Consider the following 20,064-nt stretch of genomic DNA (forward strand, 5'->3'; position numbering starts at 1 on the left):
TTAAGGCTACAATTTACTTAAAAGGGATGGTAAAAACAAATGTTGCACCATTTTTTATACCTTTTTTAGCCCAAATTTTTCCTTGGTGTTTTTCCACTATTTGTTTGGTAATTGCCAATCCTAATCCACTACCTTGTGGTTTAATGGTGTTTTGATGTTTAGATTGATAGAACTTATCAAAAACAAATGCATGATCTTCTTCCGGAATCCCTTTACCATTATCGGTTACAGAGATTTCTACCAAGGCATTTCCTAATTTATAATCTATATAAATTTTCCCGGTTTGTGGTTGGCAAAACTTAATGGCATTCGACAATAAATTGGTTAATACTTGTAGAATTCTATCTTCATCATAATTTATTTTAAAAGAATGCACATTATTCACAACGATTTTCACTCCTTTTTTCGCCGCAATTTGAGAAATACTGCCAATTGCCTTCGCAATCGTCTTTTGAATGTCTAAATATTCTAAGTCTAAATTTAATCTTCCTGTTTCTAGTTTTTCAAAATCTAAAATATTATGAATTAAACGCCCTAAACGCTCAGAATCTTGCAGAATATTCTTTAAAAACTGGGCTTTCATTTCTTGAGGCATATCATCATCTTCATCCATCAATAGCTCAGTAGCTGCACGAATCCCTGTAATTGGTGTTTTCAATTCATGAGCAACCGTATCTAAAAATTCGTCTTTTTGCTTGTCTTTACTTATTAATTCTTTATTTGCATCTTTTAATTTTGATGACAATTGAGACAATTCATTTGATTTTTCTAACAAAACCTTATTATTTACAATGTTCTCTTTAGATTCTTCTAAAATTTTTAACACCTCAACCAAACTAATTTGCTCTTCTTTTACCACACTTGCAATCAATATTTTTGCGGATGCAGAACCAATACTACCTGTTAATAATTTTTCTGAAAAATTAATTAATCTAGCATCTCCCAATTGGGTATCTAAAGGCAATTTATGCTTGGTGAAAAATATTTTAAGAGCACGTGTAGCGCGTTCTTCACCTAAAAAACGAACTAAAACATTTTTAACATCTGAAACATAAGCCTCTCCTTTCCAAACAAATGCATTTTCTTGAAGTGAGGTAAAACTCTTACTGTCTACAAACATTTCTGCATAATTACGCTCTCTATAATTTCCTTTAGAAACTAATGAAAACACTAAATAACTCATTAAATTAAACGAAATACTCCAGAAAAATGCATGAGCAGGCGGACTTAAAAAATCGATACCTAACAAAGCATTTGGTTTTAATGCAGCAATACCAAATAATCCGTGTTGCGTAAAATAATCTGTTCCGGTATAGGCTTGTAATGTAAAAGGTAAAACTAAAGTGTAAATAGCAATAAGAAAACCAATAATCATTCCGATAATAGCCGCTTTTGAAGAACCACGATTCCAGAATAAACCAATAAAAAAGGAAGGTGCTAATTGCGCTATAATAACAAAAGAGATTAACCCAATAGAATACAAAGAAAGCTCTTTTGAAAACGAAACATAGAAGAAATACGCCGAAATAATAATGGTAAAAATAGAAATACGACGAATGCTTTTAATATATTTTGAATTTCGTTCTGGTTGATTTTTAATAAATTTATCTAAAAACCCATAAGGAATAATTAAGTTATTACTAACCATGGTTGATAATGCCAAGGTAGAAACTACCACCATAGAAATAACCGCAGAAAAACCTCCTAAAAAAACAAGCGTTGCTAAAAGTGAATTTCCGTGTTCTAACGGAAGTAGTAAAGAATAATACTCTGCATTTTGAGTAGAACCAAAGGTTAATTTACCTGCCCAAGCAATAAAAATAACAAAAATATTAAAAAGCAATAAGTACAATGGAAACAACCAAATTGCTTTCTTTAAATGTTTTTCTCTATTGTTTTCTAAAACCATAACTTGAAACTGACGTGGTAATAAAAATATAGACATAAAAGATAAAGCAATCATAAAAAACCAATTAAAACCATCTTCTACACCACTTAGTGTAGTAAGCTCTTTAAAATTTTCTGTATTTGAAATTTTATCATAAATATCTGTTGTACCATCAAACAAGTAAAATGTAATATACCCACCAATAATGGTGAAGAAAACCAATTTTAAAACAGACTCAAAAGCAACTGTAGCAACAATTCCTTTATGTTTTTCTGATGCATCTGTATTTTGGGTTCCAAAAAAAGCAGCAAAAACAGCTAATAATAAAGCAACGTAAAAAGTAGAATCGTCAATAATTGATGTAGAAATATAACTCGTATCATCAGACATAATTTCAAATGTTTCAGAAACTGCTTTTAATTGTAAAGAAATGTAAGGCAAAGTTCCGAAAAGGCAAATAATCGTGACCAAGGCTCCCAAAAACCGATTGTTTCCGTAGCGCAAAGAAATAAAATCTGCAATGGAAGAAATTTTATGCTGTTTAGAAATTCTAATAATTTTTCGAAGCACAATAATCCATAAAGGCCCCGCAATAACAGGACCTAAATAAATTGGCAAAAAGTTAATTCCGGAATTTGCTGCAATTCCTACACTACCATAATAGGTCCATGCAGAACAAAATACAGCTAAAGACAAAGTATAGACATACGGATTATTTACCCATTTACTTTGTCGTTTTTTTTCAGCAAGAAAAGCAATGTAGAACAACACCGCTAAATAAATAATTATAATGACTATTAAAGTAAAACTATTCATAATGACGATTTAAGACGATAAATGAAATTACAATAGACAATAACCAAATAGAAAATATTGAAAAATAAAATGTAGGAATCCCCCAAATTGCTCCTTCAAAATTAAAAACAAGGACAAAGGGTATATTAAACATTAAAAACAATGCAATTGATAATACAATTAACTTCTGCTCATGTCTTTTTTTCATTGATTTACTTTGAACCTTAAAAATAATAAAAAAATCAGCACTACAAGTTGTAATGCTGATTTCTAACTAACTTATTTAAACTATATTTTATATTTTAAAAGAAAACATAAAAATGGTTCTGTTTAATGATCAGAAGCTTCTCCTGCTCCCGATGGTATTCTTATACTTTCTACCATTTCTTGCACATTTTGTGGTGGCGCTGCCGTAACTCTAGAAACGACTACAGAAATAACCACATTAACAAACATTGCAATAGTTCCAAAACCTTCTGGAGAAGTACCAAACCACCAATCTTCTTGTGTACCGCCGCCAAACATGTCTAATTTAAATTTCATCATGTAAAAGAGCATCAATACAATACCTACAATCATTCCTGATATCGCTCCTTCTTTATTCATTTTTTTATCAAAAATACCTAAAACAATCGCTGGAAAGAAAGAAGCTGCAGCCAAACCAAATGCCAATGCAACTACAGCTGCGACAAACCCAGGCGGATTAATACCAAAGTACCCTGCAATTAAAATTGCTACAAAAATTGCTATTCTAGCAGCCATTAATTCTGCTTTATCTGAGATATCTGGTTTTAATTGTTTTTTAATTAAATCATGAGAAACGGATGTTGAAATTACCAGCAATAAACCTGCTGCTGTAGATAAAGCTGCTGCTAATCCACCCGCTGCAACTAAGCCTATTACCCAATTTGGTAACTGTGCTATTTCCGGATTTGCCAATACCATAATATCTCTATCTACATACAATTCGTTTTTAGCAGACATATTAGAATTTGAAATCAATCTTTCTCCAAATGTACCTCTATCTTCAGTATATACCGGTTTTTTACCATCTAAAGCATTCCCTGCAACATACTGAATTTTACCATCACCATTTTTATCTGTCCAAGAAATTAACCCTGTGTTTTCCCAGTTTTTAAACCATACCGGAATTTCTGAATATTCTTTTTCACTTACTGTTTCTATTAAATTGGTTCTAGAAAAAACTGCAATTGCAGGTGCTGTAGTATATAAAATAGCGATTAAAAGCAACGCATATCCTGCAGATTTACGTGCATCTTTTACTTTAGGTACCGTAAAGAAACGAACAATAACATGCGGTAATCCTGCTGTACCTGCCATTAATGCTAACGTAATTGCAAAAACATCCCAAGTAGATTTAGAACCAGAAGTATATTCTTTAAACCCTAATTGTGTGTGTAAAGCATCTAATTTATCTAAAAGATAAGTACCATCTTCTACAGTACTTCCCATTCCTATTTGCGGAATTAAATTCCCCGTCATTTGTACAGAGATAAAAAACGCTGGTACCATAAAAGCAAAAATCAATACACAATATTGAGCTACCTGTGTATAAGTAATTCCTTTCATCCCTCCTAAAAGAGCAAATACCAAAACTACTGTCATACCAATTAAAACGCCATAAATAATATCTACTTGTAAGAACTGAGAAAAAACAATTCCTACTCCTCTCATTTGTCCTGCTACATAGGTAAAAGACACAATTAAAGCACATATTACGGCCACTGTTCTTGCTGTGTTTGAGTAATACCGATCTCCAATAAAATCTGGTACTGTAAACTTACCAAACTTACGTAAATAGGGAGCTAACAATAGCGCTAAAAGCACATATCCACCGGTCCATCCCATTAAATAAACAGAGCCATCATACCCTGCAAAGGAAATAATACCTGCCATACTAATAAATGAGGCGGCACTCATCCAATCGGCAGCGGTTGCCATACCATTTGCTAAAGGAGAAACACCTCCACCAGCTACATAAAATTCTTTTGTTGAGCCCGCTCTAGCCCAAATTGCGATTCCAAAATATAGGGTAAAAGAAATCCCTACTAATATCCATGTCCAAGTTTGTACACTCATAATATTTTATTTTATTTTTAGTTAAGGATTAGATTTACTCGTCGAAACCGTATTTTTTATCTAGTTTATTCATTAATCGTATGTAAACGAAAATTAAAATCACAAATACATAAATCGATCCTTGTTGGGCAAACCAGAAACCTAGTTTAAAACCACCAAGCCTTATGGTATCTAATGCTTCTCTAAATATTATTCCGCATCCGAAGGATACTACAAACCATATTATAAGTAGTATTGTTAAATACTTAATATTTTCTTTCCAATACGCCGAGGCGTTTTTTTGTTCATCACTCATATTGTTCGTTTTTATAAATAGATCATTGCTTGTAAGGTTACAGCACTTGTTGAAGTTCCGAAATCTTGATTTTTATACTCTAAGGTTAATTTAGAATTATGTCCGCTCATATAGGCATTAATACCTAATCCTAAAATGTTTCTATTGTTAGAAGTAGCATCGTAGCTATTACTACCATAAGAAGCATAAGGTTGAAATCTTGTTTTTGTTTTATCACCAGCAAAAACATATCCTATGTGTGTATACACCATATTACCAGTACCATAAGCACTGTATAAATAATTTTCTCCGTAGTCATTAGATTGATATGTAGCGTACGCAGTTAAAGCGCTTCCATCATCACCCAATGGAGCGTCATAAAAAGCGTCTATAGCAAAAATGGAAACATCTTCTCCTACAGTATTTCCACTTTCTATTTTCACAGTACCTTTTGGATGTAAGAAAAATCCGGCACCTATATTAAATACTTTTTTTCCACCAAGATACGTTCCTACCTTATAAGGTAAAAAGTTAGATTCTTGATCTAATAGGTTGTATTCAAAATACCCTGCAAAAGTTTTACCAGCTTCTTTAGTGCCCAATAAGTTTGCGCCTCCATACACCGCTTGTCCACTTACGGCAGGTCTAGCGTCTAACCCGTTTATTATTGCGTCATTTACGGCAACTCTATATTGTAGTTTCCCAAATTTACCTTTCATAAAAATCCCCACATGTCTTGCAAATTGATCTGACAACCCAATGGTAGCCCAAGATTGACGATTATTATCTAAGGTCATCATGTTTAAGGTACTTTGATTGTTTAATCTAGAGATACCATTAAAATAATGCAAACCTCCACCTATAGCATGGTTTTTACCTAAATTATATTGTGCCCAAGCCGCATGTAAGAAAAGTTGAGATCCTTCTCCTTTACCTGTTGGTGAGAGTGAACCTGCGTTTAAACTATTTAAACCAAAATGTGTTAAGAGTAAAAATTTATCTGTAATTTGAGAAAACATGAGAACACGCGCTCTTCTTAAATTAAAACTTGTTTTACTAGAAGTTGCAGGTGCATCATTATTATAAGTTGCTTGTACTTGCGCCCAAGAAATTAAACGAAGGTATTTTTTGCCGTCCTCATCAAATTTAATTTTTAGTCCGCCATTATAGTCTGGAGACCCTTGTGCTATAAGAAACTGAAAGGAGGCTAGAAAAAATCCTAGCAATAGTAATCTTTGCTTTTTCATGAAATTAATTGTTTAGTTAGTGAATCATTGATTTTGTGTGCACTGCTAAACTCCTAAAAACAATCTGTTTAAAAAAAATTACTATATTTTTATGTTAATTTTATATACTAATCTTTAAAACGCTCCCATTTAATAAGCATAAACTTGTCCCCTAACTCGGTGACTACAACGCCAGCTCCCTTTATATTTTCTGAATTACTAAAATAAACACCTAGTTCTCTTGCATTTAAAATCTTATACGTTGAATGATATTTAGAATTATAAGGTCTTTTAATATTATATTTTTTTACCCAATTCATAATACTTACGTGAGAAACTCCTAAAATTCGCTCAATTTCCCGATAGGTTAATCCCTCTAGATATAGCTGTAAAGATTTGTTAACATAATAGTCGTCTATCTTTTTACCAATCTTATTTACAGTAAAAAAGTAATTACATTTTTTACATTTATATCGCTGTCTATTATTAATAATACCACTTTTAATGTATTTATCTGAATTACAATTTGGACAACAATCTATCATAACATATATCAATTTAGCATAAATATAGTAATTTAGCAATATAAAATCAACATATTTGTTAAAAATTTAATTATTTAAAACAAAAAAAGCCCTACAATAATGAATATCACTAATTACTAAGACTTATTTTACTAAATTGAAAAAACAGGAAAATTAGCTTTGTATACATTTACAACGACTGCTACTTCATTTAGTAAAACAAAGTTTTTTTAAATGTTAGTAATGTTTATAAAAATATCTGTAATAATTTCATCAATATTTATACTACCTTTATTTTTATTTAAAATTAAATAAAAACTACGAAACATCTAAACTTACAATTTGTTAATAGACTCATTTTTTACTTATTGGCACATTATATTATTATTTTTTACGGTAGCCATTTTATATTCTTCCGTAGGTTTTGGTGGTGGCTCTAGCTATTTAGCTATTTTGGCATTAACAGGAATCGTTTTTACACAAATTAGAGCAACTGCTTTGTTGTGTAATATTGTTGTAGTCTCTGGAAATGTATTTTTATTTTATCATCAAAAGAAAATTGATTGGAAAAAAGTAATTCCGCTTATACTATTTAGCATTCCGTTTGCTTTTTTAGGTGGAAAATTAAAAATTAGTCAGCATTTCTTCTTTATTCTTTTGGGCTTCACCTTATTATTTGCTGCAATAACCATGTGGATTTCTAAAAAAATTATTTCTTCGGATGAAAAAAAAGTCAATCTAAAACCTATTAAAAATGCTAGTTTTGGTGGAATTATTGGTTTTATATCTGGAATGGTTGGCATTGGTGGAGGCGTATTTTTAGCTCCACTTCTACATCTTACTAACTGGGATACCCCTAAAAAAATTGCCGCTACAGCTAGTGTTTTCATTTTAGTAAATTCTATAGCCGGTTTGTTGGGTCAATATTCAAATCCTGATTTTATAATTGACTGGAACTTAACTTCCATTTTATTAGTTACGGTTTTTATTGGAGGACAAATAGGTAGCAGAATGAGCAATAACTATTTTACACCTATTCAACTTAAAAAAGCTACTGCTATTTTAATTGCTTTTGTGAGCTTGCGTATTCTTTGGAAATACCTTTTTTAAAATAACCGCAGAGTGCTCGAATAATTAGAGCAGAGTACCAAAGAGAAAAACTTTCATTCGCTACATCATAAGATTTAGTCTCTTTTTCATGTTTCTTGTTTCTAAAACTTTAAAAACTAAACCCAATAAAAATTGTGTATTATCAACAATCAAAATATCTTTGGATTCATCAATTATAAAAAATAAAAAATGTTAGGAATTCTTTTCACATTATTAATGTTGGTTTTATTACAAGCCGTTCTTGGTTTCGATAATTTACTTTACATATCCTTAGAATCTAAAAAAGCACCAGAAGCAGATCAAAAAAGAGTAAGAAAGGTCGGTATTTTAATCGCTATTGTATTAAGAATTATTTTACTTTTTGTGTTAGTTTCTATTATCGATTTTTTTCAGGATCCTTTTTCTTTTTTATCCGGAGGAATAAAAGATGTTATTCATTTTGCTTTTAACGGACATAGTATCATTGTTTTATTAGGTGGAGGATTTATTATCTATACAGCTATTAAAGAGATTTGGCACATGATTTCTACCAAAGGCCTTGAAGTTTCTGATATGGCTACAGGCAAAAGCACCAAATCTGCAAATGCCGTTATTACAAGTATCGTTATTATGAATCTAGTTTTCTCTTTCGATTCTATTTTAGCTGCAATTGGTCTAACTAGCGAAATAGAAAGCGCTACAACTGCTTTTATTGTAATGGCCATTGCTATTGTTATAAGTGGTTTATTAATGCTTGTAATGGCTGATAAAATTTCTACCTTTTTGTCTAAAAACAGAATGTACGAAGTACTTGGTTTGTTTATTCTTTTTATTGTAGGAATAATGCTAGTAACAGAAGGCGGACATTTAGCTCATATTAAAATATTTGGTGAAGAAATTGTACCAATGAGTAAAACAACATTCTATTTTGTTTTAGCTATTTTAATTATTGTAGATGTTGTGCAAGGAAAATATCAAAAGAACTTATTAGCAAAAGCAAAGAAATAACACCAAATTAAAACATAAAAAAAAGCCGTTGTAGTTAAATACAACGGCTTTTTTTATGTTTGATTTTACCTGAATAACTATCTACTTTGCCTCCAAACCATGTCTATTGTAATTGCACTTGATAGTATTACAATCTTATTTGAATCATTAGCAAAATCAGTATTTAAATCTACTTTATATTTATCTGCTGTAGTAAAAACTTCTTTCAGAGGTCCATTCCATTTTTTGCTTATTGTTCCTATTTGTTTATCGGAAGAATCATTTATTTGAAAGTTCCACGCTTTCATATCTCCAGTTATTACAGCTAAAAGCTCTTCTGATCTATTATAAATTTTAAAAGTTGGTTTTAATAATTTAAATTTTTGTTTGATTGTACCAATAGTATTGCCTTTAGGATCATCAATACGAATTGTAGACATATAGAAAGTCCAACCTCTAGATATAGATGCTAGTATATTTCCTTTTACATCTTTTATTTCTAGCAGAAAAGGCAACATACTCTTGTTTAATAATAACCTAAGCGCTTTTTCTCCTGAAGTTAGTGTTTGATTTACAGAACCAACCTCATTTCCTTTATCGTTAAATACTTTATAACAATTTTTAAACTTAAAAATATTGACTTTTTCGTCTATAAAGTATGTTTTTAAATCAAAAAAATTTGAATTCATTTATTTTATTTTTAATAATCGGAATAATGTTTTTTACCCAATGCTTATTTTTATTCGTTGTTTTGTTTTTGAGGTAATCTCATTTTGCTCTAACGTTAAGCATGTTTTATTTATAAACAGAATGCAAGATATAACGTATTTGTAATAAAATTAGTCAGTTCTTTTAAGAAATTGTAGAAGCTATAACTAGAAATTCTGTCATTTTTATTTAAATGTAGATAACGGTTTATAGTTCTACAAAGTTGTGGTTTATGTGAATGGTTTTTTTTACTAGACAAAAAATAAGCAATTCTTAATACTCAATATTAGCAGCAGTGTATTGTTTTCTCTTTTAGATTACTAAGTTCTAGTATTATTATTTTTTTAAATAATTTTGATTTTGGAATTTCTTTTTTTAATATTTCTAACTCTTGATTACGTATATCTGAAGAAATATGATTAATTAATATTAGCCACCATTCTTCAAATTCATTAAAATATTCAGCTATCTTTTCTTCTTTTTCTTTTAATCCGATAATAATATTTTCTTTCAAGTCACTAACCACAACGCCTCCTTTATTCGCATCTACCCATAACATCACTTCAAAATCGCTTTCAAATCTTTCTTCACATTCTATAAAACTCATTTTGAAATTTTCATTGATGCTATATTCTAAATTTTGATTTAGATTCTGAACATAATGATTCAAAGATTGTTCAATTCTCTTCTTAATTTTAGTAAACTTTAATGGTCTTGAATAATTAATGCAAACAGAATGTGTATTTGTAAAAGTTTTATTTGAGCTAAAATTTAAAATAAAGTTTTCAATTTTTCTTATTTCTCCAAATTCTAATTTTTCTAAAGGCTCGTTATTATAATGTTTATTTAACCTTCTAACTTCAATTCCAATTTTTTTATTGATCGAAAAATCTGGTGGAATATTTCCATTTGGCTCAAATTCTAATTTTTCAAATCCTAAACTCAATAAATATGAGTTTGCTCTTTTTTCGTCATTATTCACGATTTTCTCTCATTATTACTAATTAATATTATGATAAAAAGGTAATTAGTCACTATAATCTTTTTACACAATCTCCAAAATACAATCCTTTAATCTTTGCGTAACAATTTGTAAAATTCTTCTATTAATTTCTGATGCATTATCAGCATAAAAAGTAAATTCATCCGAAGAAAAATGACCAATAATTATCCCTAAAGTAAAGTTCTTATAATTATTATCCGTTTTAAAAACAGCAGTAATTTTACTTCTTCTTTTCTTATCCGTTAAATCTGTAAAATCTACTTTTCTTTTTATAAGATGGTGCTTAAATAAACTAATCAACAAGTTATGTTGCATTTTTATAACAGGTCTTAAAACTTCATTCTGAAATTTTTCCATTTCAGAAGTTCCTTCATTCACTAAATCCGTTAATACTGGTCTCTCTTTTTTATTCATCTAATAATTCGTCTAGTTCTAGTTGATAATCGTATTGTAAATCTTCGTGTAACGTTGCAATTATTTTTTTAATTAAAACCACTTGCCTATCAAAAGTATTTGTTAATCTTGGACTCTTTTTTATAGAAGGTTTAAATGCCTTTAATTTTACACAAAAATAAAGTAATAAAGCTACCTCGGTTTCCTTCTTCTTAGAATACCGAATAAACTTTTTAGTAAGGGTTAAAATCTTTCTTACACTTTTTCTAATATAGAAATAACTCTTGGTATTAATCTCAGAAAAAAGCACATCCATTTGATCTTTTACACTTTGTATATATTGCTCTTCGTCATGAGATTCGAATAACAAATACGTTAGTAATTCTTTATTCTCTTTTTTAAATTTTGATAAATGCAAACACAACTCTTTCAGCTCATTGGCAGACTTATGAGAAAGTTCGTCTTTTAATTGTTTTAAGGTAACTGCTTTCATCAACTTTAATTTTTTACAAGATAAAAAAAACCTCACAATAGTTGCCGAAATAAATGCAGCATTAACTGTGAGGTTTGTATTTAAGTTTCCGCTATCGCAGGATAATAATCTTACTGAATACTTGGTACGTTTACTACTTCATTTACATCAGCATCATAATCTACATCAGCAACTTTAAAACCGAAAAGGTTGTAAAAATCGTTGCTATAGCCTTCTAAATCTCCAATTTCAGATAAGTTTTCTGTAGTTGCAGTTTCCCAAAGCTTGTTAACTTCTGCTTGGACATCTTCTCTCATTTCCCAATCGTCAACTCTAATTCTTCCTTTTTCATCCAAAGCCAAATCACCTCCAAATAAACGCTCGCTATACAAACGCTGAATTTGTTCGATACAACCTTCGTGAATTCCTTTTGCTTTCATCACTTTATACAATAAAGAAATATATAAAGGAATTACAGGAATTGCAGAACTTGCTTGTGTAACTAATGCTTTATTTACAGAAACATACGCTTTTCCTCCAATCGATTTTAAATCGTCTGTAATTGTAAAAGCAGTTGCTTCTAAATGATCTTTTGCTGCACCAATTGTTCCGTTTCTATATACTGGTTTTGTAACTTCTGGGCCAATGTATGAGTAAGCTACTGTTGTTGCTCCTTCTGCTAATAAGTTTTCAGATTGTAATGCATCCATCCACATTTTCCAATCTTCACCACCCATTACGTTTATAGTATTTTCTACATCGTCTCCTTCTGCAGGTTTTATAGAAATTTCTGAAACTTTACCTGTATGGAAATCTACTGTTTTGTTAGAAAAATCTCCTCCGATTGGTTTTAAAACCGATTTGTATCTTTTTCCTGTTACTGGATGTGTTCTTACTGGTGATGCTAAACTGTAAATCACTAAATCAATCTGACCTAAATCTTCTTTGATTAAGTTTACAACTTGTTCTTTTATTTCATTAGAAAATGCATCTCCGTTAATACTTTTTGCATATAAACCTGCAGCAATTGCTTGTTTTTCAAAAGCAGCTGTATTGTAAAAACCTGGTGAACCTGGTCTTCCTTCTGTTGCTGGTTTGTCAAAGAAAACACCAATTGTAGCAGCATCAGAACCAAATGCGCTAGATATTCTTGAAGCCAATCCAAATCCTGTAGAAGCACCTATTACTAATACTTTTTTTGCTCCGTCTATTTTTCCTTTGGATTTTACATATTCTATTTGATTGATCACGTTTTGCTCACAACCTGTTGGGTGCGATGTTAAACAGATAAATCCTCTTGTTCTTGGTTCTATAATCATGGTTGTTAGTTTTAAAAAATTCGTCATTACGAGGAAGCATGACGAAGTAATCTTTTATTTATAATTAAAATAATCAGATTGCCACGTCGTTCCTCCTCGCAATAACGTAAATTTATGTGTTATTTTAAAAATTGAAGTACATTCTCTTCAATTCTATTTAATACATTATCTGTAGTCGCTTTTACAAAAGCTTCTCCAGTAATTTGTTCGTATAATTCTATATACCTGTTAGAAATTTCGATGACTTTATCATCTGTCATTGCCGGAATTTGTTGTCCGTCTTTTCCTTGAAAACCGTTTTCAATTAACCACTGACGTACAAATTCTTTAGACAATTGTTTTTGAGCTTCTCCTTTATCTTGTCTTTCTTGATACCCATCAGCATAAAAATAACGAGAAGAATCTGGTGTATGAATTTCATCAATCAATACAATTTTACCTTCTTTTGTTTTCCCGAATTCGTATTTAGTGTCTACTAAAATCAATCCTCTTTTTGCTGCAATTTCAGTTCCTCTTGCAAATAAAGCTCTGGTATAGTTTTCTAATACAATATAATCTTCTTCAGAAATAATTCCTTTGGATAAAATGTCTTCTCTAGAAATATCTTCATCATGCTCACCATTATCTGCTTTAGTAGATGGTGTAATTAAAGCTTCCGGAAATTTATCGTTTTCCTTTAATCCTTCTGCCATTTCAACTCCACACAAAGTTCTTTTACCTAATTTGTATTCACGAGCTGCATGACCAGACATATAACCACGAATTACCATTTCTACTTTAAAAGGCTCACATAAATGACCAACGGCAACGTTTTCATCTGGGTTTGCAATTAACCAATTAGGAACAATATCTGCGGTATCATTCATCATTTTTGTGGCAATCTGATTTAAAATCTGACCTTTAAATGGAATTTGACGTGGTAAAACAACGTCGAAAGCAGACAATCTATCTGTTGCAATCATTACCAAAAGAGCATCATTTATATTATAAACTTCTCTTACTTTACCTATATATACAGACTTTTGGTTCGGAAATTTAAAATTAGTATTGTTAATTGTATTCATTATATGTTATGTTGTTGTGGGCGCAAAAATAGGCTTTCAATTTCTTTTTTTTTCTGATTTGAAGTAGTTTTTTATCTGTTGTCTTTCTAAAGAATAAACTTTGGTATTATTTTCAATCTCTTCAAGGATAATTAATGCTGCTGTTTTTAAATTAGAATTATCTGAAATTATCATTTCGTTTTTACTAATTTGATAAAAAACTTTTAATAATTCTTCTAAAACGAACACATTTAATCCTTCTATTTTCGTTTTTAAATCATCTTTACTTAAATCTAATAATTCATAAAAGCCAAAATCTAATTTCTCTTTTAAATCCTCATTAAAAGATTGTAATGAAAAAACGTCATCATCATCTTTTGCTATTTTAGAGAGTGTTTTTCTTAAAATAGGGTTATTTTCTGTATTTCTCTTTCTAAAAAATCATTTCTATACTCCATATCATATAAAAACTATTCTGTTTCTATACTTTTATAAGCACTAATAATTTTTCTAACCAATCTGTGTCTTACCACGTCTTTATCATCTAGATAAACTTGTGCAATACCTTCTATATCTTTTAATGCTAATAAAGATTCTTTTAATCCAGAAACTTGTTTTCTTGGCAAATCTATCTGACCAGGATCTCCCGTAATAATAAACTTTGCACTTTTACCCATTCTTGTTAAAAACATTTTCATTTGATTGTGAGTCGTATTCTGCGCCTCGTCTAAAATTACAAATGCATTGTCTAAAGTTCTACCACGCATAAATGCCAAAGGTGCAATTTGTATCACCCCTTTTTCTAAATAAGATTCTAAACGTTCATGCGTAATCATATCTCTTAAAGCATCATATAAAGGTTGCATGTAGGGATCTAATTTTTCTTTTAAATCTCCTGGAAGAAATCCTAAATTTTCACCAGACTCTACTGCGGGTCTTGTTAAAATTATTCTTCTAACTTCTTTCTCTTTTAAAGCTTTTACCGCCAAAGCAACCGCTGTATAGGTTTTTCCTGTACCGGCAGGACCAACGGCAAACAACATATCATTCTTTGCCATTAAAGTAACCATTTTACGCTGGTTTTCAGTTTGAGCTTTAATTAACCTGCCGCTAACACCATGTACCAAAACTTCTTTGGCATTTTTAGCAGCAGCTGTTTTTTCTTCGTTTCCGTTAGATGTTAAAATTTGTTCTATACTGTTTTCATCTAACTTATTGTATTTATTAAAATACTTTATCAAACGTTCTAACCGAGTTTCAAACTCATCTAAAATTCCTGGGTCTCCATAAATTTTTAATTTAGACCCTCTAGCAACGATTTTAATTTTTGGAAAGTATCTTTTTAACTGTTCAATAGTACTGTTTTGTGCTCCGAAAAAATCTTTAGGACTAATTTCTGTAAGCTCTATAGTGCGTTCGTTCAAATGATTAATTTTTATTAATAAATTACATTTTTATTTCAACTAAAAATAGCTAATAAATTTTCTAAAATGATTAGATTTGCGTAAAATAATTAACAACTTTTACACATTTAATTAACAGCCCTTTTTTAATGCCTATAATCACCTTAACAACAGATTTTGGAACAAAAGACCACTTTGTAGGCGCTGTAAAAGGAGCTATTTATTCTGAGCTACCCGATGCTAAAATTGTAGACATTACACATGAGGTTACTCCTTTTAATATTACCGAAACCGCGTATATTTTAAAAAATTCTTATAAAAGTTTTCCTGAAGGAACCATACACATTGTTGGTGTAGATTCAGAATTAAGTGATGATAACAAACATATTGCTATTGAATTAGACAATCATTATTTTGTGTGTCCGGATAACGGATTAATCTCTATGATTGCTTCTGAAATCAATCCAACAAGAATTGTTGAAATTAATATTCATGACAGAGTAGAAAGTAGTTTTCCTGTATTAGATGTTTTTGTACAAGTTGCTTGTTTTATCGCCAGAGGCGGAAATTTAACGGTTATTGGCAAAGAAATTAAAGAATACAAAAAGTTAGTTGAAATTCAGCCAAAAGTAAATCAAGATAAAAATAAAATTATTGGTGGCGTTGTTTATATAGATAATTATGGAAACGTAATTAGTAATATTAGCACAAAAATGTTTAGTGAAATAGGCAAAGGACGCCGTTTTAAAGTAAGTGCTAGTCGTTATCATTTTACCAAAATATTTACAAAATATAATGAAGTAACAGGCGATAGTGCTCATGACAACATAAAATATGATGGAAGTAGATTAGCCATTTTTAATTCTGCTGGCTATTTAGAAATTGCGGTATACAGAAGTAATTTAGAAACGGTTGGTGGGGCATCTACCTTATTAGGATTAAATTATAGGGATTCGATTACCATTGATTTTATTAATGATTCTCAACCTGATTTTACACCTTTAACATAATAGAATGTTTGTACGAATAGTAAAAATGAGTTTTCATACAAAGAACATTAAAGAGTTTTTAATACTGTTTGAAGAAAAAAAAGCTTTGATTAGAGCTAGTAAAGGATGTAATTTATTAGAATTATATCAAGATAAAAAGAACCCAGAAATCTTTTTTACCTATTCTTATTGGGAACAAGAAAAAGATTTAGAAAATTACAAAAACTCGCTACTTTTTAAAGATGTTTGGGCAAAAACAAAATTATTTTTCAATGAGAAACCTCTTGCTTGGAGTGTGGATAAAAAAGTTAGCTTACAATAAACAATAAAGACAAATAATAATAAATAATGGATTTCGATTTTACTACATTCCCTGTTTTAGAAACAGACAGATTAACATTAAGAGCGTTAAACTTAGATGATGCAAAAGCAATTTTTGGTTTAAGAGCAAATAAAGAGGTAAATGAATATATACAAAGAGTACCACCAAAAAATCTTTCAGAATCTAGAGCTTTTATCGATGAAATTTCTAATTTAATTACTGATAACCAAGGTATATTCTGGGTTCTAGAATCTAAAAACAGTGCTGAATTATTAGGTACAATTGGTTTACGAAATTTTGATGTTGCAGATAATTATGCAGAAATTGGGTATGAAATTCATCCTGATTATCAAGAAAGAGGTTACATGACGGAAGCTTTTGAAGAAATATTAGAGTATGCTTTTGAAAAAATGGAATTAAAAACTATTGAAGCTTTTACACACAAAAATAATCTTGCTTCTATTACGTTATTACATAAACTAGATTTTGACTTGCAAATAGAAAGAACAGACGAAGGTTTTGAAGATAATAGAATCTATAAGTTAGAAAAATAGAACCAAGAGATTAAAATAAAAGGTCTTCGACAAACTCAGACTGACATCAGAATTATTAATTGGTTATTGAAATTAATTTAGTAACATCTTAAAAGCTAAGAACAATTAAAAAAAACAATGTCACACTGAGCCTGTCGAAGTGCTTTTGATGAAGAAAATTAGTCTTAGACAAGCCTCGAATGACATTTTATAAATTCATTATCATTTAAAATGAACATAATCGTATTTCTATCAACAAAATTAGAAATAAAAAGAACCAAGTAAACGTATAAACTATTTTACATTGATATCAATCCTTAAAAAAGAATTCAACTCATTTTTCTCAAGTACTATTGCCTATTTAGTTATTGGTGTTTTCTTGTTGATGAACGGTTTGTTTTTATGGGTTTTTAAAGGAGACTTTAATATATTAAACGCTGGTTTTGCAGATTTAAATTCGTTTTTCTTTTTTGCTCCTTGGGTATTTCTATTTTTAATTCCGGCAATAACCATGAAAAGTTTTGCAGACGAATTAAACAGCGGCACCATAGAGCTCTTAAAAACAAAACCAATTTCCGACTGGCAAATTGTGTTGGGAAAATTCTTGGCTTCACTCCTATTGGTTGTAGTGGCTTTAATACCAACCCTAACCTACGTTTATACAATATACCAATTAGGAAACCCTATTGGAAACCTAGATTTCGGTAGCACAATTGGCTCTTATCTTGGCTTATTATTTTTAGCAGCAACCTATACTGCTATTGGTTTATTTACATCTACACTTTCTAAAAACCAAATAGTCGCTTTTATTTTAGGTGTTTTTATTACCTTCTTTTTGTATTATGGTTTCGATGCCATTTCCAATTCTCTTGGTAATGACTTAACCATTAAAAAAATGGGAATAAACGAACATTTTAAAAGTATTTCTAGAGGTATTATAGACTCAAGAGATATTGTATACTTTTTAAGTGTTACTATTTTCTTTTTATTCATTACTAAAATACGTCTAGACAATGAATAAGAAACTAAAAAATATAGCAATATTAATTATTGGATTGATTTTTTTAAATATTATCAATCAATCATTTTATAAACGTTTTGATTTAACTGCAGATAAACGTTACACTCTTTCTAAAACTACAGAAAAAATTATTTCTAAAGTTGATAAACCACTATTTATCTCTGTTTATTTAGAAGGTGATTTTCCTTCAGAATTTAAAAGACTTCAGGTAGAAACTCGTCAGTATTTAGAAGAGTTAGCCATTAAAAACCCAAACATAAAAATAAATTTTGAAGCTCCAGATAACCAGCGAGAAAACCTAATTAAACGAGGTATGCTGCCAAGTCAACTAACAGTAGAAGAGCAAGGAAAATTATCTGAAGCTATTATTTTTCCTTGGGCAGAAATAACTTACGGCAAAAAAGCCACCATTGTATCTTTGCTTCCAAATGCAATTGTGGCGTCTCAAGACGAACAGCTGCAAAAAGCCATTGAAAATTTAGAATATAGTTTTTCTAATGCTATTAATTCCGTTACTCAAAAAAAACAAAAAAGTATTGCCGTAATTACCGGAAATGGAGAATTACCAGACATTTATCAATATAGTTTTTTAAGTGAAGTTGCTAAGAAATATAAGCTAGCAAAGTTTACCTTAGATTCTGTAACAACCAATCCGCAGCAAACATTAAAAGATTTAACCTCTTTAGATTTGGCTATTATTGCTAAACCTACTCAAAAATTTACAGAGAAAGAAAAACTAACTTTAGATCAATTTATTGCCAATGGTGGAAAAACATTGTGGATGTTGGATAATGTGCAAGCAGATCAAGACAGTTTGTTTACTTCCGGTAAAATGTTGGCATATCCAAGAGATTTAAACTTAACAGATCTGTTATTTTCTTACGGAATTAGAATTAACACTACGTTGATTAAAGATTTATATGCTGCTCAAATTCCATTAGCCACTGGTAAAGTTGGCAATCAAACGCAGTTTAAAAATTTAGACTGGTTTTATCACCCCTTGGTTGGAGGAAACCCAAATCATGCCATTACAAAAAACATTTCTCCTGTTCGTTTACAATTTGCAAATCAGATTGATACTTTAAAAAATAACATAAAAAAAACACCTTTATTACTAAGTTCTACATTAACAAAAAAAGTAGGTACTCCTAGTTTTATTGAACTCCAATCTATTGCAGATGAAGTAATTGAAGATGAGTACAAAGGCGGAAATCAATTGTTTGCTGTTTTATTAGAAGGTGATTTTAAATCGGCTTATAAAAATAGAGTAAAACCTTTTGAAACACCTTTATTTAAAGACCATGCAACCAACAATAAAATGGTAATAATTTCTGATGGTGATATTGGCAAAAACCAAATTTTAAAAGAAAAACCTTTCGATTTAAATAGAGATAAATGGACAAATCAACAATTTGGAAATAAAGATTTCCTATTAAACACTGTTGATTATTTATTAGATGATGCGGGCTTAATTCAACTTAGAAACAAAACATTACAGATAAGAACTTTAGACAAACAAAAAGCATTTAAAGAACGTACTTTTTGGCAGTTTTTTAATGTTGTACTTCCGCTAATACTTTTATTTGCCTTCGGATTTGTTTTTAATTACTTGAGAAAGAGGAAATATAGTTAGCAGTTAGCAGTTAGCAAAAATAAAAACTACTCGATACAATTATCTTCATCCATAAAAAAACAGAAAACACACTCCTTTTATCATTTCAAAATGAGCGCTTTTTAGCTTTCCGACTTCGCTCAAGATAAACTCACGCGAAAATTTACAAAAGTGCAACGTATTGTGTTATCTACTCTATGAGACTTCTCCAAAAGTCGAAGTGACAATTTATACTTATTTCTGGTTACTCTAAAAATTTTTCAATTTAGTTTATCAAAAAAAATACTCAAACTCACATCACAGCTCACTGTTATTTCAAACGAAGAATGAGGAGAAGTCTCATAGCAATTTACAAACTAAAAA

At 30.2% G+C, this 20,064-nt stretch carries 20 protein-coding genes; 7 read left to right on the forward strand and 13 right to left on the reverse strand.

What is annotated here, in order from left to right:
• Positions 1 to 13 precede the first annotated feature (13 nt).
• The 6 genes from MPF19_RS05615 to MPF19_RS05640 form a co-directional block, all read right to left on the reverse strand.
• Positions 14 to 2,704 (reverse strand): ATP-binding protein, encoded by a 2,691-nt coding sequence (locus tag MPF19_RS05615; protein WP_249987140.1) that lies wholly within the window; start codon positions 2,702 to 2,704, stop codon positions 14 to 16.
• Positions 2,697 to 2,891: a hypothetical protein gene (locus tag MPF19_RS05620; protein ID WP_203394689.1), complete on the reverse strand. Its 195-nt coding sequence runs from the start codon at positions 2,889 to 2,891 to the stop codon at positions 2,697 to 2,699. Before MPF19_RS05620 ends, MPF19_RS05615 begins: the two co-directional genes overlap by 8 nt.
• A gap of 122 nt (positions 2,892 to 3,013) precedes the next feature.
• Complete coding sequence (locus MPF19_RS05625) at positions 3,014 to 4,783, reverse strand: sodium:solute symporter family protein (RefSeq protein ID WP_249987141.1); 1,770 nt, start codon at positions 4,781 to 4,783, stop codon at positions 3,014 to 3,016.
• Positions 4,784 to 4,817: 34 nt separating this feature from the next.
• Complete coding sequence (locus MPF19_RS05630; protein WP_203394691.1) at positions 4,818 to 5,078, reverse strand: DUF4212 domain-containing protein; 261 nt, start codon at positions 5,076 to 5,078, stop codon at positions 4,818 to 4,820.
• 11 nt (positions 5,079 to 5,089) lie between these two features.
• Entirely contained in the window at positions 5,090 to 6,304 is a 1,215-nt protein-coding gene (locus MPF19_RS05635; protein WP_249987142.1) for a hypothetical protein, read from the reverse strand.
• A gap of 107 nt (positions 6,305 to 6,411) precedes the next feature.
• Positions 6,412 to 6,828, reverse strand: coding sequence for an IS1/IS1595 family N-terminal zinc-binding domain-containing protein (locus tag MPF19_RS05640; RefSeq protein WP_203394693.1), 417 nt, complete (start codon positions 6,826 to 6,828; stop codon positions 6,412 to 6,414).
• Positions 6,829 to 7,149: 321 nt separating this feature from the next.
• Here MPF19_RS05640 and MPF19_RS05645 point away from each other — a divergent pair, with 321 nt between their 5' ends.
• On the forward strand, positions 7,150 to 7,917 hold the full coding sequence (locus tag MPF19_RS05645; protein WP_249987143.1) for a sulfite exporter TauE/SafE family protein: 768 nt from the start codon (positions 7,150 to 7,152) through the stop codon (positions 7,915 to 7,917).
• Between the two features lie 189 nt (positions 7,918 to 8,106).
• Positions 8,107 to 8,904 carry a TerC family protein gene (locus MPF19_RS05650; RefSeq protein ID WP_203394695.1) on the forward strand — a complete coding sequence of 266 codons (798 nt, stop codon included), beginning with the start codon at positions 8,107 to 8,109 and terminating at the stop codon, positions 8,902 to 8,904.
• A 77-nt stretch (positions 8,905 to 8,981) separates the two neighbouring features.
• Here MPF19_RS05650 and MPF19_RS05655 read toward each other — a convergent pair whose 3' ends face one another.
• The 7 genes from MPF19_RS05655 to MPF19_RS05685 form a co-directional block, all read right to left on the reverse strand.
• On the reverse strand, positions 8,982 to 9,572 hold the full coding sequence (locus MPF19_RS05655; RefSeq protein ID WP_249987144.1) for an LURP-one-related family protein: 591 nt from the start codon (positions 9,570 to 9,572) through the stop codon (positions 8,982 to 8,984).
• A gap of 305 nt (positions 9,573 to 9,877) precedes the next feature.
• Positions 9,878 to 10,573, reverse strand: coding sequence for a hypothetical protein (locus tag MPF19_RS05660; protein ID WP_249987145.1), 696 nt, complete (start codon positions 10,571 to 10,573; stop codon positions 9,878 to 9,880).
• A gap of 63 nt (positions 10,574 to 10,636) precedes the next feature.
• Complete coding sequence (locus tag MPF19_RS05665) at positions 10,637 to 11,008, reverse strand: glyoxalase (protein WP_249987146.1); 372 nt, start codon at positions 11,006 to 11,008, stop codon at positions 10,637 to 10,639.
• Positions 11,001 to 11,480, reverse strand: a complete 480-nt coding sequence (locus MPF19_RS05670) for a hypothetical protein (RefSeq protein WP_249987147.1) — start codon at positions 11,478 to 11,480, stop codon at positions 11,001 to 11,003. Before MPF19_RS05670 ends, MPF19_RS05665 begins: the two co-directional genes overlap by 8 nt.
• A gap of 110 nt (positions 11,481 to 11,590) precedes the next feature.
• On the reverse strand, positions 11,591 to 12,778 hold the full coding sequence (gene fabV / locus MPF19_RS05675; RefSeq protein WP_249987148.1) for an enoyl-ACP reductase FabV: 1,188 nt from the start codon (positions 12,776 to 12,778) through the stop codon (positions 11,591 to 11,593).
• A gap of 119 nt (positions 12,779 to 12,897) precedes the next feature.
• Positions 12,898 to 13,842 carry a phosphoribosylaminoimidazolesuccinocarboxamide synthase gene (locus MPF19_RS05680; RefSeq protein WP_249987149.1) on the reverse strand — a complete coding sequence of 315 codons (945 nt, stop codon included), beginning with the start codon at positions 13,840 to 13,842 and terminating at the stop codon, positions 12,898 to 12,900.
• Between the two features lie 449 nt (positions 13,843 to 14,291).
• Positions 14,292 to 15,245, reverse strand: a complete 954-nt coding sequence (locus tag MPF19_RS05685) for a PhoH family protein (RefSeq protein ID WP_249987150.1) — start codon at positions 15,243 to 15,245, stop codon at positions 14,292 to 14,294.
• A gap of 128 nt (positions 15,246 to 15,373) precedes the next feature.
• Here MPF19_RS05685 and MPF19_RS05690 point away from each other — a divergent pair, with 128 nt between their 5' ends.
• The 5 genes from MPF19_RS05690 (at position 15,374) to gldG (ending at position 19,722) form a co-directional block, all read left to right on the forward strand.
• Entirely contained in the window at positions 15,374 to 16,234 is an 861-nt protein-coding gene (locus MPF19_RS05690) for an SAM hydrolase/SAM-dependent halogenase family protein (protein WP_203394703.1), read from the forward strand.
• Between the two features lie 4 nt (positions 16,235 to 16,238).
• Complete coding sequence (locus MPF19_RS05695; protein WP_203394704.1) at positions 16,239 to 16,535, forward strand: putative quinol monooxygenase; 297 nt, start codon at positions 16,239 to 16,241, stop codon at positions 16,533 to 16,535.
• Between the two features lie 26 nt (positions 16,536 to 16,561).
• Positions 16,562 to 17,089 (forward strand): GNAT family N-acetyltransferase, encoded by a 528-nt coding sequence (locus MPF19_RS05700; RefSeq protein ID WP_249987151.1) that lies wholly within the window; start codon positions 16,562 to 16,564, stop codon positions 17,087 to 17,089.
• Between the two features lie 283 nt (positions 17,090 to 17,372).
• Positions 17,373 to 18,089 carry a gliding motility-associated ABC transporter permease subunit GldF gene (gene gldF, locus MPF19_RS05705; RefSeq protein WP_203394706.1) on the forward strand — a complete coding sequence of 239 codons (717 nt, stop codon included), beginning with the start codon at positions 17,373 to 17,375 and terminating at the stop codon, positions 18,087 to 18,089.
• Positions 18,082 to 19,722: a gliding motility-associated ABC transporter substrate-binding protein GldG gene (gene gldG, locus MPF19_RS05710; RefSeq protein WP_249987152.1), complete on the forward strand. Its 1,641-nt coding sequence runs from the start codon at positions 18,082 to 18,084 to the stop codon at positions 19,720 to 19,722. The genes gldF and gldG overlap by 8 nt, the downstream gene beginning before the upstream one ends.
• Positions 19,723 to 20,064: the final 342 nt, after the last annotated feature.

Origin of the sequence: Polaribacter sp. Z014 (assembly GCF_023555435.1) — a bacterium.
Classification (GTDB): Bacteria; Bacteroidota; Bacteroidia; order Flavobacteriales; family Flavobacteriaceae; genus Polaribacter.

Excerpts from the sequence above, each read along its gene's own strand:
- MPF19_RS05615 (WP_249987140.1), bottom strand. The coding sequence starts at position 2,704 with ATGAATAGTTTTACTTTAATAGTCATTATAATTATTTATTTAGCGGTG.
- MPF19_RS05620 (WP_203394689.1), bottom strand. The coding sequence starts at position 2,891 with ATGAAAAAAAGACATGAGCAGAAGTTAATTGTATTATCAATTGCATTG.
- MPF19_RS05625 (WP_249987141.1), bottom strand. The coding sequence starts at position 4,783 with ATGAGTGTACAAACTTGGACATGGATATTAGTAGGGATTTCTTTTACC.
- MPF19_RS05630 (WP_203394691.1), bottom strand. The coding sequence starts at position 5,078 with ATGAGTGATGAACAAAAAAACGCCTCGGCGTATTGGAAAGAAAATATT.
- MPF19_RS05635 (WP_249987142.1), bottom strand. The coding sequence starts at position 6,304 with ATGAAAAAGCAAAGATTACTATTGCTAGGATTTTTTCTAGCCTCCTTT.
- MPF19_RS05640 (WP_203394693.1), bottom strand. The coding sequence starts at position 6,828 with ATGATAGATTGTTGTCCAAATTGTAATTCAGATAAATACATTAAAAGT.
- MPF19_RS05650 (WP_203394695.1), top strand. The coding sequence starts at position 8,107 with ATGTTAGGAATTCTTTTCACATTATTAATGTTGGTTTTATTACAAGCC.
- MPF19_RS05655 (WP_249987144.1), bottom strand. The coding sequence starts at position 9,572 with ATGAATTCAAATTTTTTTGATTTAAAAACATACTTTATAGACGAAAAA.
- MPF19_RS05665 (WP_249987146.1), bottom strand. The coding sequence starts at position 11,008 with ATGAATAAAAAAGAGAGACCAGTATTAACGGATTTAGTGAATGAAGGA.
- MPF19_RS05670 (WP_249987147.1), bottom strand. The coding sequence starts at position 11,480 with ATGAAAGCAGTTACCTTAAAACAATTAAAAGACGAACTTTCTCATAAG.
- fabV (WP_249987148.1), bottom strand. The coding sequence starts at position 12,778 with ATGATTATAGAACCAAGAACAAGAGGATTTATCTGTTTAACATCGCAC.
- MPF19_RS05680 (WP_249987149.1), bottom strand. The coding sequence starts at position 13,842 with ATGAATACAATTAACAATACTAATTTTAAATTTCCGAACCAAAAGTCT.
- MPF19_RS05690 (WP_203394703.1), top strand. The coding sequence starts at position 15,374 with ATGCCTATAATCACCTTAACAACAGATTTTGGAACAAAAGACCACTTT.
- MPF19_RS05695 (WP_203394704.1), top strand. The coding sequence starts at position 16,239 with ATGTTTGTACGAATAGTAAAAATGAGTTTTCATACAAAGAACATTAAA.
- MPF19_RS05700 (WP_249987151.1), top strand. The coding sequence starts at position 16,562 with ATGGATTTCGATTTTACTACATTCCCTGTTTTAGAAACAGACAGATTA.
- gldG (WP_249987152.1), top strand. The coding sequence starts at position 18,082 with ATGAATAAGAAACTAAAAAATATAGCAATATTAATTATTGGATTGATT.